General features: G+C 56.2%; 6 protein-coding genes and 1 pseudogene. 1 reads left to right on the top strand and 6 read right to left on the bottom strand.

Annotation, left to right across the window (positions count from 1 at the left end; translation table 11 throughout):
- Positions 1–22: 22 nt before the first annotated feature.
- Positions 23–97 (bottom strand): annotated as a pseudogene (locus ACMYSO_RS22915) (hypothetical protein); the annotation flags it as partial.
- 170 nt (positions 98–267) lie between these two features.
- Here ACMYSO_RS22915 and ACMYSO_RS22910 point away from each other — a divergent pair.
- Positions 268–1,296 carry an AraC family transcriptional regulator gene (locus tag ACMYSO_RS22910; protein ID WP_434668212.1) on the top strand — a complete coding sequence of 343 codons (1,029 nt, stop codon included), beginning with the start codon at positions 268–270 and terminating at the stop codon, positions 1,294–1,296.
- Between the two features lie 154 nt (positions 1,297–1,450).
- Here the strand turns inward: ACMYSO_RS22910 and ACMYSO_RS22905 are convergent, their stop codons facing one another.
- From ACMYSO_RS22905 to ACMYSO_RS22885, 5 genes are all read right to left on the bottom strand, one after another.
- Positions 1,451–3,082, bottom strand: coding sequence for a carbohydrate porin (locus tag ACMYSO_RS22905; RefSeq protein WP_434668209.1), 1,632 nt, complete (start codon positions 3,080–3,082; stop codon positions 1,451–1,453).
- 627 nt (positions 3,083–3,709) lie between these two features.
- Positions 3,710–5,095: an efflux transporter outer membrane subunit gene (locus ACMYSO_RS22900; protein WP_434668206.1), complete on the bottom strand. Its 1,386-nt coding sequence runs from the start codon at positions 5,093–5,095 to the stop codon at positions 3,710–3,712.
- Positions 5,096–5,098: 3 nt separating this feature from the next.
- Positions 5,099–8,200: a multidrug efflux RND transporter permease subunit gene (locus ACMYSO_RS22895; RefSeq protein ID WP_434668204.1), complete on the bottom strand. Its 3,102-nt coding sequence runs from the start codon at positions 8,198–8,200 to the stop codon at positions 5,099–5,101.
- Positions 8,197–11,409 carry an efflux RND transporter permease subunit gene (locus ACMYSO_RS22890; RefSeq protein ID WP_434668201.1) on the bottom strand — a complete coding sequence of 1,071 codons (3,213 nt, stop codon included), beginning with the start codon at positions 11,407–11,409 and terminating at the stop codon, positions 8,197–8,199. Before ACMYSO_RS22890 ends, ACMYSO_RS22895 begins: the two co-directional genes overlap by 4 nt.
- On the bottom strand, positions 11,406–12,644 hold the full coding sequence (locus ACMYSO_RS22885; protein ID WP_434668198.1) for an efflux RND transporter periplasmic adaptor subunit: 1,239 nt from the start codon (positions 12,642–12,644) through the stop codon (positions 11,406–11,408). Before ACMYSO_RS22885 ends, ACMYSO_RS22890 begins: the two co-directional genes overlap by 4 nt.
- Between the last annotated feature and the right edge of the window lie 254 nt (positions 12,645–12,898).

Genomic DNA, 12,898 nt, shown 5'->3' with positions numbered 1-12,898 from the left:
TAAAACGCAAACGCGTTGCACAATGGGTTACATCTTTGATGTTATTTAGACCACCGATTCTTTCAATTATATCTTTAGCAAGCTGCTGATAATTCATCGTTGTCTTCCGAATAATATTGTGTTGATGGGCGATATATTTTTCTTATCACTGGCATCCGGCTGTGTTTTAAATTGCTTTTCCCTGAATTATCTTCGATTATATGAATTAACAGGACATAAACAATATTCAAACGGATTGATCATAGTGACAAAAGGTAAGGTAATGTGATGCACAACCACAATCTCGACGCTCAGCTGCGCGAAATCACGAAAAGTGAGCAGTTCTATCTTGATAATCCGGGTACCCTTAGCCACAAATACAAAACTATCAATAAGATAAATATCAATGACCAACAGGTTTACCGCTTTGAACATCCGCGGGTCAGCCAGACCGAGATAGAGATTAGCAAGGATTCACGCTTCACTCAGGTACCACCACACATCCATACCAATGTCAATATGAACTATATCTACTCCGGCTCCTGTACCTATGTGATCGACGGTAAAGAAATAACGCTTAATGAGAATGATGTTTGTATATTTGACACTGACGTAGTGCGCTGTAAAAAAATCACCGGAGAAAATGATATTGTCATCAACATCAGTTTGAGCAACAGTTTCTTTTCAAACTACTTTCTCAGTCGGCTGACTCAGCAGAGTATTCTGACGGGATTTATTCTTAATGCCATATCTAACACCACGACCCACGATAATTACCTTATTTTTAATACACAAAACAGCCAAAAAATTCATGAACTGTTCCTCTACACCATTGAGGAATATGGCAGCAACAGTCTGTATTCACGTGAACTTATCGACTCATACCTGTCGATTATCTTTATTGAGCTGTTACGTATCTTCCATGCCAACAAAGACCGGCAGCTGATTCAGCTTTCCATGGACAAGACCGGGGAAATTATCAGTATCATTAGCTATATCGAGAAGAACCACCTGACCTGCAGCCTGACCACGCTGGCCGAGCACTTCAACTACCACCCAAAATATCTCTCACACCTGATTAAAGAAAAAACTGGAAAAACCTTTAAAGAAATCCAGTTATTGCAGCGCATGAAAGTCGCGGCGACCTATCTGACCAACTCGGCCCATCCAATTCATGACATCGCCGAAATGGTGGGCTTCTACAATAAGAATGCTTTCTATAAAAAATTCAAAGAGCACTTCGCGACCACGCCAAAGCACTATCGTGATCAGCACACCAGCGATGCAAACGCCAAAAAGAGTAGCCAGTATCGCTAGCGGAGCCAACCTGAGCGTAAGGAGCCGACACCGCATGGCCAACGACAACGCCAAAAAGAACATCACCGCACCGCTAGCGAGGTGATGTTCGCACCGTGAACCGGCAGTCCTCATGGGAAAAGCGACGGAGAGAGACGACCTCGCCTGGCGGCGGTTACCAGGAGAGTTCGGTTTGCACCCCCACGCTAAACTGATTGTTTTTATCGTCGTCAAAGGTGTAGTCATCGAGCTGATTGTTGATCACCTTAAGCCAGGTCGCATAGAAGCGAATATCCATATTCGAACTGAAGGTGCTGGTGCCCAGTTTAAGTTCATGGAACAGCGTCACTTTTGCCCCTGACTCCGTCTTATCAACATTGTCGTTTTTATTGGTCTGGGTAAAATACCCCAGCTCAACGCCTGACTGATTATATTTATTAAAGATGTAGGCAGGCCGTACTACGGCACGCAGGCTACGAAATGCGGTATGCGCCCCGGTGTTATAGCTGTAAACATCACTCCCCGACGAGTACAGCAAGGTGTGGGCGACAATAACATCTGGCGTAGGATAAAACTCACCCTGCATCCCCACCCGCCAGGCGATACCATTGGTCTGTTCACCATAATAATAACGGCCGACGCCATAGTTGGCATTCGCGTCATACAACCGTGAAAAACTACTGGCAAACGAGTTATTTGCCACCTGGGCACTTAATTCGGTAAACGCCTTGCGCGGTTGTTGATGATTAATAATGCCGGTCAGGAGCCAGGCATCTTTCATCTTATAATACTCGCCGCTATTTTGGGACTCGCTCTGGCTGTCGCTTTTATTCGCCAGCGCATAGCGGCCATAAATATCATAGGTGGTATTCTGGTTAATCGGATAATTACGGAAGCGGACATCGAGGCTATTGGTATTGACCTCCTGAACGCTGCTCATATCCCTGGAATAATTATCCAGATCTTCCCTTCCCAGTCCCACCGCGAGGGTTCCTCCGCCGAGCGGAATATCTTCCACCCCCACCCCGGAGGCAATCGCCCCTTTGTGGTAGGAGAAGTCGAGCATTTTGTATTCCTGGGCCTTCAGCTTATGGCGCCCGACCCACAGCGTGGCCTCAGGAATAGCCGGAATAAACCCTTTGGTTGTCAGATAGATGTCAGAAAACTGCATCATGTTTTCGCTATCAGAATCAAAGGGTTCTTTCACATAGGCTTCCCCCACGTTGCCGTCCATCATCACCACCGCGCGGGCGCTACGACCATCCTGATCGTACAGCTTTTGCGCGAACATTAAGTCATACCAGCTGCCATGCTCATTGCCAAAGCGGCCTAATGCCCCGACCGCCCAACTCTGCGGGCTGCCGTTGCTCGCCGTCCCCCAACCGGTGCGGAAATAGCCGTGGAAAGAGAAGCCGATATCGTCCTGAATCGCTTTGGCAAGCTCGGCGATATCCATGTCGGCCACTGCTTTCTTGCCCTTATCCTGCGCCACAGGTTTCATAAGGTCGTCCTGGGTTTGCGCCATGCGTTTGGCGACCTGGGCATGACTGTCTACATTAGCGGTGTGAATCGCTTTTTCTTTGGGCATAAATGGCTCGAATGCCGCCTCCTTGCGTTTATATTCAGCCAGTTCTTTTAATGCGTTTTGCAACTCGGATTTAGTCTGTGAAATAACCTTCTGGGACTGCTGCTGGTTTTCTTCCAGAATAGCCAGGCGCTGCTCTACCGTTAATGTATCGGCAACGGCGTGCTCAGACAGCAATATAATAACAAAAGAAGAAAATAATAATTTATTGGTGTAAGACATATAGTTTCCACTGTCAGCTAAGTATGATTATATTTGCCAGCACTGAAAATCAGGCGTAAAAAGACCGCCGCGACAATAAAACCCCACGCGCTACCATCATTGCGGGAAGTTATTATCAGCGGGTAAATAGCAATAATTTGATAGCAATCATACCCGAACACCTTTCGTGTGAATAAAACGGGCCGGATGCGATGCCAGACAGAACAACAATCATCATCTATTCATATGCCATCCTCTTAATATCTGGCGCGCCCGCCATTGCAATAACTTATATTGCAATATTGCCGAGTAAAATTAGGGCGCGACCTTATAAGCCCGAGTATATCTATTGCAAAAGGCGAAACAATACTCAAAGGGCAGCTTTCAATAGCAAAAAGTAAGATCGCGTGATGAGGTATCGACTATTGAAAATGAATTATAAAGTTGCGGTATTGCAAACGCCGTTTATGAATATGATTAATGCAGCGATAACGATAATAAATGGCTGATGCGTGACGGAATGTAATAACAGCATCCGCTGTAGGACGAGGCTTGTCAGAGGATATCTCAGAGGAAATGACCGATAATGACCACCAATAATGGTCGATGAGGCGCGGCGACGTTGCACCGCCACGCCTCGCGGGCGGGTTACTCCCAGCTTCCGCCAAGGGCGGCGATCAGCTTCACGCTTGTGGTCCACTGGGTGCTTTGCAGCGACAACAAGCTTTGCTGCTCGGTCAGGCTGCTGTTCTCGGTAGTGGCAACATCGAGATAGTCGATCATCCCCGCGTCGTACTGGTTGCGGGTGACGCTGGCCGAGGTCTGGGCGGCGGCGGCGGCACGCTGCTGCGAGGCTACCTCCCCCTGCAGGGTATTGAGTTCAACCAAATAGTCTTCCACCTCCTGTAGCCCTTCCAGCACCGTTTGCCGGTAGCTGGCGACTTTTGCATCATAGGCGGCGCGGGCCTGCTCGACTTCCGACGACGTTGCACCGAAGTCCAGCAGCGTACCGCTGAGCGACGGGCCCAGCGACCAGACGCGGTTCGGCAACGACAGCAGGTTTTGCAGCGATGAAGCGCTGACGCCGCCGCTGGCGCTTAAGGAGAGGTCCGGATAATAACCGGCAATCGCCACCCCCACCGCGGCATTGGCTGCCGCGACGTTGCGTTCCGCTTCGGCGATATCCGGACGCCGCTGCAGCAGCTGCGCGGGCATTGCCGATGGGATCGCCGGCAAGGTGGCGTTGAGTTTTGCCACCGGCAGGCTGAACTGAGCCGGGGCAAGCCCCAGCAACAGCGCAATCGCATGTTCCAACTGGGCGCGCTGCCACTGATAATCCTGCATCGAGGCGCGGGCGCTTTCTAACTGCATCTGCGCTTGTGCCTGGGTGGCCCGAGATTCGCTGCCCACCTGGTACTTATTATTTATCACCGTCAGATAGCGTTCGTAGGCGGCGATGCTGCGCTGGCTGAGGGCGATTTTTTCGTCCATGAGCCGCAGCTGGAAATAGTCCTGCGCCAGTTCGGACTGGGCGCTGAGGGTCACGTTGTTAAGCTCAGCGGCGCTGGCCTCGGCGCTGGCACGGTTCTCTTCGACGGTGCGCCGCAGCTTGCCCCACAGATCCAGCTCCCAGCTGGCGCTGAGCTCTGCCTGATGGGTATTGCTGGTGGTTCGTCCCCCGCTGCTGTGGCTGCTGCTCCGGGTAGTGCTGGCATCATAACCGACGGTTGGCATCAGATCGGCCTGCGAGCCGGAAACCAGCGCGTTAGCCTGACGATACAGGGCGGCATAGTTCGCCACGTTCTGGTTAGAAATACTGACCTGACGCAGCAGGCGGTCCAGTTCAGGGTCGTGATATACCGCCCACCACGTGCCTTTGCTGAGATCGTCACGCGGCGTGGCCTGCTGCCAGTGGCGAGCTTCTTTGTAATGCAGCGGCACCGCCATAGTCGGTCGCTGATAATCCGGGCCAACGGTGCAGCCGCTCAGCACCAACAGGCAAAGGGTCGACGTTATCGATAACGACATTTTCATTGTTCAGGATCCTGCATGGCGCACGCGCTGCCACTGACGGCGGGTCGCGCGATTAAGAGTGTCGAGCCAGAGATAAACCACCGGCGTGGTGAACAGGGTCAGCAACTGGCTCAGGGCCAGACCCCCGGCGATCGCCAGGCCCAGCGGGCTGCGCAAGTCGGCATCGCCGCCGCTGCCTAGCGCCAGCGGTAACGCGCCAAAGAAGGCAGCGAGCGTGGTCATCATGATCGGGCGAAAGCGCATCAGGCAGGCCTGCACAATCGCCTGCTGCGGCGTCATGCCTAGTCGCCGCTCCGCATCGAGGGCAAAGTCGACCATCATGATGGCGTTCTTTTTGACGATACCGATCAACAGGATGATGCCGATTAGCGCGATGACCGTCAGTTGGGTATTGGTCAGCAGCAGCAACAGCAGCGCGCCAACGCCCGCCGAAGGCAGCGTGGAGAGAATAGTCAGCGGGTGAATATAGCTTTCATACAGCATTCCCAGCACGATATAAATCGCCGCCAGCGCCGCGACAATCAGCCACGGCATGGTCGCCGCCAGTTCCTCATAGGCTTTGGCGGTTCCCTGGAAGCCGGCCTGGATCGACGAAGGCAGGCCGATTTGGGCCATCGCATGTTTAATTAACGTCTGCGCCTGCTCAAGCGTGACGCCATCGTTGAGGTTAAACGCCACGGTACTGGTCGCCGACTGCCCCTGGTGCGTCACCGACAGCGGCGCATTGCCTCCGCTAAAATCGGCAAACGCCGACAGCGGCACCCGATCGCCATCGTCGTTGATGACGAACAGCTCCTGCAGGATAGCCGGATCGCGGGTGTAGCCGTCGGCCAGGGTCATCACCACGTGGTACTGGTTAAGCGTCTGATACAGCGTAGCGATTTGCCGCTGGCTGAAGGCGTTATTGAGCAGGGTGTCGAGCATGCTGACATTCACGCCCAGGCGGGTCGCGCGGTCGCGGTCAATCTGAATAACCACCTCCTGCCCCCCGGTTTGCGAGTCGGAGTCCACGCTGTTGAACTGCGGGATCGCCGCCAGCGCCGCCTGGACTTTCGGCGTCCACGTGCGCAGCAGGTCGAGATCGTCGGCCTGCAGGCTGTACTGGTAACTAGCGTTAGCGCTACGCCCACCGATGTGCAAATCCTGCGCAGCCATCAGAAACATCTGCGCTCCGGGGGTATGGCTGGCCCGCATGCTCAGTCGGTTGGCCACTTCGGTCGCGGTGGCGTCACGCTGGTTGAAATCCTTGAGCTTGACGAAGAAGTTCGCGGTGTTGCGCGAGCCGAACATGCCGCTGCCCATCGACGACATCACGCTCTCTACCGCCGGGTCGGCGGCGATGATGCTGGCAAACTTCTGCACCTTCGGCGCCATCGCCTGGAAGGAGATATTCTGGTCGGCACGCACCGCCCCCATCAGCAGGCCGGTATCCTGGTTGGGAAAGAACCCTTTTTGCACCACGCCGTAGAGAAAAACGTTGAGGATCACGGTCAGCAGCAGGCTCAGCATCACCAGCTTCTGGTGCCCCATCACCCAGTTCAGCCCGCGCGAATAGCTGCTTAACAGGCGGTTAAGCTGATGCTCACACCACTGGTACAGCGGGTGGCGGCGCTGGCTGACCGCCGGTTTTTTCTTCAGTAACCGCGAGCACAGCATTGGCGTCAGGCTCAGGGAGACGAACAGCGAGATCAGTAACGATACGCTGAGCGTGACCGCAAATTCGCGGAACAGACGCCCGACGATACCGCCCATCAGCAGAATCGGGATAAACACCGCCACCAGCGAGATGGTCATCGAGAAGACGGTGAAGCTCACCTCCCGCGCCCCCCGCAGCGCGGCGCGCACCGGGCTGAGTCCTGCTTCGATATGACGGGCGATATTCTCCAGCACCACGATGGCGTCATCGACCACAAAGCCGGTGGAGATAATCAGCGCCATCAGCGACAGGTTATCGAGGCTATAACCGAGGAGATACATTACCGCGCAGGTACCAATCAGCGACACCGGCAGCGCCAGCGCCGGGATCACCACCGCCTGCACGTTGCGCAAGAAGACGAACACCACCGCAATCACCAGCAGGACGGCAATCAGCAAGGTCTCTTCGGTGTCGTACAGCGAGGCGCGCACGGTCGTTGAACGATCCACAATCACTTCGAGCCGGGTATCGGCGGGCAGGTTCTTCTCCAGCCCCGGCAGCTGCGCTTTAATTGCATCGATGGTGTCGAGCATGTTGGCGCCGGCCTGGCGCATGATGCCGACCATCACCGCCGGACTGCCGTTGAGAAAGCCGGCCTGATACTTATCTTCGACCGAGTCGTAAACGGTGGCGACGTCGCTTAGCCGCAGCGTCTTACCGTCCTGGTAGGCGATTATCAGAGAACGATAGTCAGCGGCCTTGTTGAGCTGACCGTTACTGTCCACCACCCACGACTGGTTGCTGTTTTGCAGCATCCCTTTCGGCAGGTTAGTGGTGCTGTTCGCCACCGCGCTGCGGACGCTATCGAGCGAAATGCCGTAGTGGGTTAACTTCTGCGGCTGCAGGTCGATACGCACGGCGGGCAACGCGCTGCCCATCAATGAAACCTCGCCGACCCCTTTCACCTGCCCCAGCGACGGCTCGATTTTGCTCTCCGCCAGATCGTACAGTTCGCCCGGCGTGCGCGAGGACGAGGTCAGGGCCAGCATCACGATTGGCGCATCGGAGGGGTTGGCTTTGCGATAGGTTGGCAGCGACGCCATGCTGCTCGGCAACAGGCTGCGGGCGGCATTGATTGCCGCCTGCACGTCACGAGCGGCACCGTTAATATCGCGATCCAAATCGAACTGCAAAATAATGCTCGACGACCCTTGCGAGCTGCTGGAGGTCATCTCGGTGATCCCGGCGATCTGTCCAAGGGCGCGCTCCAGCGGCGTGGCGACGGTCGCCGCCATGGTTTCCGGACTGGCACCGGCCAGGCTGGCACTGACCATGATGGTCGGAAAATCGACCTGCGGCAGCGGCGCCACCGGCAGCAGCCGATAGCCCAGCGCCCCCAACAGCAGCACCGACAGGGTCAGAAGCAGCGTGGCTACCGGGCGGAAAATAAACAACCGGGTCATGTTCATCCCTTCATCTGCGCCTGTTGTTTACGTTTCACCCACGCCTGACTGCGGGCGGCGATACCGTCGAATAACAGGTAGATCACCGGGGTGGTAAACAGGGTCAGCAGTTGGCTGACCACCAGACCGCCGACGATAACCAACCCCAGCGGCTGGCGCAACTCCGCGCCGGAGCCGGAGGCCAGCATCAGCGGCAACGCGCCGAGCAGCGCGGCCATGGTGGTCATCATGATCGGCCGAAAGCGCAGCAGGCAGGCCTGGTGAATCGCCTCCCGTGGGCTGAGCCGTTGTTGATATTCCGCCTCCAGCGCGAAGTCGATCATCATGATGGCGTTCTTCTTCACGATCCCGATCAGCAGAATCACCCCGATCAACGCAATCAGACTGAAGTCAGACCCGGCCAGCATCAAGGCCAGCAGTCCCCCCACCGCCGCCGACGGCAGCGTGGACAAAATGGTGATTGGGTGGATAAAGCTTTCATACAAAATGCCCAGCACCACGTACATGGTCAGCAGCGCCGCGAGGATCAGCCACAGGGTATTGCCGCTGGCACTCTGGAACGCCGCGGTCTCCCCCTGATAGCGCAGGGTGATGCTGGACGGCAGTTTCAGTTGCTCGCTCACGTCAGCAATCGCTTTCTGCCCGTCCTCCAGCGAATAGCCGTCGTTGAGGTTGAATGAAACCATCACCGCCGGGAACTGGTTAAGACGCATATGCATCAGCGAACCGGTACGCTGATGAATGGTGGCGATGGCGGTTAATTTCACCATCCCGCTGCTGCCGGAGGCGTCAGAGGAAGACGATGTTGACGACGAAGACGATGAAGACGACGTTGATGATGAAGATGACGACGAGGATGTAGAAGAAGACGTACTGTCGCTGCTCGTCGACGACTGGAGCCAGACATCCTCAAAAGAAGCCGGTGATTGCTGGAACTGCGGCGCCACTTCCAGCACCACTCGGTACTGATTCGCCTGGGTGAAAATAGTCGAAACCAGACGCTGGCCGAAGGCGTTATACAACGCGGTATCGACATCAGACGCGGTGATCCCGAAGCGCGCGGCTTTATCGCGGTCGAGAGCAACATAGGCTACCCGCCCCTGCGATTGCAGATTGCTGACCACCCCATTAAATTCCGGACGCTTTTGCAGTGCGGCGATCAGCTGCGGCGTCCAGTTAAGCAGATTCTCGCTATCGGCATCGTCGAGGGTGAACTGATACTGGCTCGGCGTGACCTGATCGTTCACCGTCAAATCCTGCGCGGGCTGGAGATACAGCTGAATACCGACCACCTGCTTCGCCGCCTGTTGCAGCTGTTGAATAATCGCCGCGGCTTTATCCTCACGCTGGTCGAAAGGCTTCAGGTTGATTTGCAGCCGACCGCTGTTGAGGCTGGTGTTGCTGCCATCAATACCAATGGTTGAAGAGAGGCTCTCCACCGAGGGGTTCTGCAGCATCACCTGCGCCAGCGCCTGCTGGCGCTTCGCCATTTCATCAAATGAAACGTCCTGAGCGGCGAGAGTCACCCCCTGAATCAGACCGGTATCCTGAACCGGGAAGAAGCTTTTGGGGATAAACAGATAGAGGACGGCGGTCAGCACGAAAGTCGCCATCGCCACCAGCAACGTCAGCCGGCGGTGGTTCAGCACCACCGTCAACATACGGTCGTAATAGTGGATCAACGTATCAAACAATTCGCCGCCTTTGCGGGCGAAGCGGGACTGTTTTTCCCGCGGAATATGGTGCAACAAGTAGGCGCAGAGCATCGGCGTCAGGGTCAACGATACCACCATCGACACCAGAATCGACACCGCGAGGGTAATGGCAAATTCGCGGAACAACCGCCCGACGACGTCCCCCATAAACAGCAGCGGGATCAGCACCGCAATCAGCGATAAGGTCAGCGAAATGATGGTAAAGCCAATCTGCTGCGACCCTTTGAGCGCCGCCTGCATCGGAGTTTCACCCTCTTCCAGACGGCGGGAAATATTCTCCACCACCACAATGGCATCGTCGATCACAAAGCCGGTGGCGATGGTCAGCGCCATCAGCGACAGGTTATTGAGGCTGAAGCCGGCGAGATACATCACGCCGAAGGTGCCGACCAGCGACAGCGGCACGGCAATGCTGGGGATCAGCGTTGCCGCTACGCTGCGCAGAAACAGGAAGGTAACCATCACCACCAGCGCGACCGAAAGCATCAGTTCAAACTGTACATCGCTGATTGAATCACGAATGGTCTGGGTGCGATCCGACAGGATCGTCATTTTCACGCCGTCCGGCAGCGCCGCCTGCAGCTGCGGCAGTCGCGCTTTAATCGCGTCCACCACCTGGATAACGTTCGCGCCGGGCTGGCGCTGCACGCCGATCACAATCGCCGGGCTGCGATTGGCCCACGCAGACTGAAACTTGTTTTCCGGCCCCTGCTCGATATGGGCGATATCTTTCAGGCGCAGCGCCGCGCCGTTCTGCCAGGTCAGAATCAGGTTGCCGTACTCTTGCGCGGTGCGCAGCTGATCGTTGGCATCGATGGTGACCGAATGGTACTGACCGTCGAAGCCCCCCTTCGACCCGTTAACGTTGCTGTTACCGATCAGCGTGTTCACGTCTTCCAGCGTCAGACCGTGCGCGGCCAGCGCTTTCGGGTCCATCTGGACGCGGATCGCCGGTTGATGGCCACCCGCCAGGGTCACCATCCCGACGCCGGAAATTTGCGACAGCTTCAGCGCCACTCGGGTATTGACCAGATCCTGGACACGGGTTAACGGCAGGGTATCCGAGCTGACGGCGAGGGTGATCACGTCGTTGTCAGCCGGGTTGACCTTTTTATAGGTCGGGGGATTGGGCAGATCGCTCGGCAACAGACTGTCGGCGGCGTTGATCGCCGCCTGCACTTCCTGCTCGGCTACATCCAGCGACAGGTCGAGGGAAAACTTCAGGGTGATGATCGACGACCCGCCGGAGCTGGTGGAGGTCATCTGGCTCAGACCGGCCATCTGCCCCAGCTGGCGCTCCAGCGGCGAAGTGACCGAGGACGACATCACATCCGGACTGGCGCCGGGGTAAAGCGTGGTCACCTGAATCGTCGGGTAGTCGACCTGCGGTAGCGCCGAGGTCGAGAGAAAATGGTAGGCGAAAATACCGCTCATCAGTACGCCCACCATCAGCAGAATGGTCGCGACCGGACGTTGGATAAAAAGACGAGACGGGTTCATTTCGCGTTGACCGCCGTGTTGCTCTGGCCCTGATGCTCATCGACCACCGACACTTTGCTGCCGTTGTTCAGGCGGTCGATACCTTCAGTCACCAGGCGATCCCCCGGTGCCACGCCGGAGAGAACCACCTGCTGGTTGTTCTGCCAGGTTGGGCCTGGGGTCACCGCTTTGCGGGTTACCGTATTGTCTTTGTTGATCACGTAGACGAAGTTGCCGTCGCTGCTCAACTGCATAGCCTGAGACGGCACCACCGTGGCCTGCTTAAGCGTGCGCAACTGCAGGCGCAGATTAACAAACTGATTGGCATACAGCGTTTCTTGCAGATTAGGGAACATCGCTTTGAGGGTCACGGTGCCGGTGCTGGTATCAATCTGGTTGCTGATAAACTTCACCGTCCCTTCATCCAGCACGCTGCTGCCGTCCTGGTCAAACGCGGTGGCAGGCAGAGTCCGGTCGTTATGCAGCGCCGCCACCAGCTCCGGGATGTGGCTTTGCGGTACGCTGAAGGTCACCGCCGCCGGCTGCATCTGGGTGATCGTCACCAGACCGGTGCTGCTGGAGCTCAGAACCATGTTGCCCGGGTCAACCAGGCGCAGACCCACGCGCCCGGAGACCGGCGCAGTGATCCGCGAGTAGTCGAGATTCAGCTTCGCGCTGGCGATCTGCGCCTCGCTGGAGATCACCGCGCCACGATACTGACCGACGGTGGCAATTTGCGAATCCAGATCCTGGCGCGCCAGGGAGTTCTGCGCATACAGTTTGCGATAGCGCGCCAGCGTTAGCTCGGCGCTTTGCAGCAAGGCCTTATTTTCTGCCAGCGACCCCTGGTACTGGTTCAGCGTCGCCTGAAACGCTCGTGGGTCAATTTGCGCCAGCAGCTGTCCCGCGGTCACCTTTTGCCCTTCGATAAAGTTCACTTTCTCCAGCTGCCCGTCCACCCGACTGGTAACGGTCACCGTCATATTGGGGATAACCGTCCCCAGAACGTTGAGGTAAACCGCAACGTCGGCGACCTGGGCGGTGCCGCTGTGAACGAGGGTCGCCCCGCCGTTCATCATCCCGCCACCTGGGCCTCCCGGGCCACCGGGGAACGGAGGACGACCGCCCCCAGGCGGGCCACCGGCCTGCGGCAGCAAGCGCCATATCACGCCAGCTATCACCAGCGCCACCACCAACAGCAATGACCATTTAATCCAGTTGAAACCAGCCGCCCTGGAAGAGTTTTGTTGTGTCATATTTTTCATTTTTTAAGGGGAATCACCGCGCAACGGAGGCTACGGTCCTGCGACGTGGCGGTATTCGGTAGTGGATAGCGCGCTCGATATTTAACGCCACGGGCGTCAAATGGCTTTTATATTAAAAACAAACCCGGCTGATTTTATTCATCGCCATCTGCTGATGCTGAGTTCTGGTTATTAACCACAGAGATGATAAATCACCATTTCGCAGATATTCCTGGCGTTGAGCAAACAGCGTTCATTAAAAAAAT

Source organism: Klebsiella sp. B345 (genome assembly GCF_051131735.1).
Lineage (GTDB): Bacteria > Pseudomonadota > Gammaproteobacteria > Enterobacterales > Enterobacteriaceae > Klebsiella.
Note: the sequence above shows the minus strand (reverse complement) of the source record. Positions and strands in the feature narration are given on the sequence as shown.

Excerpts from the sequence above, each read along its gene's own strand:
- ACMYSO_RS22910 (WP_434668212.1), top strand. The coding sequence starts at position 268 with ATGCACAACCACAATCTCGACGCTCAGCTGCGCGAAATCACGAAAAGT.
- ACMYSO_RS22905 (WP_434668209.1), bottom strand. The coding sequence starts at position 3,082 with ATGTCTTACACCAATAAATTATTATTTTCTTCTTTTGTTATTATATTG.
- ACMYSO_RS22885 (WP_434668198.1), bottom strand. The coding sequence starts at position 12,644 with ATGACACAACAAAACTCTTCCAGGGCGGCTGGTTTCAACTGGATTAAA.
- ACMYSO_RS22890 (WP_434668201.1), bottom strand. The coding sequence starts at position 11,409 with ATGAACCCGTCTCGTCTTTTTATCCAACGTCCGGTCGCGACCATTCTG.
- ACMYSO_RS22895 (WP_434668204.1), bottom strand. The coding sequence starts at position 8,200 with ATGAACATGACCCGGTTGTTTATTTTCCGCCCGGTAGCCACGCTGCTT.
- ACMYSO_RS22900 (WP_434668206.1), bottom strand. The coding sequence starts at position 5,095 with ATGAAAATGTCGTTATCGATAACGTCGACCCTTTGCCTGTTGGTGCTG.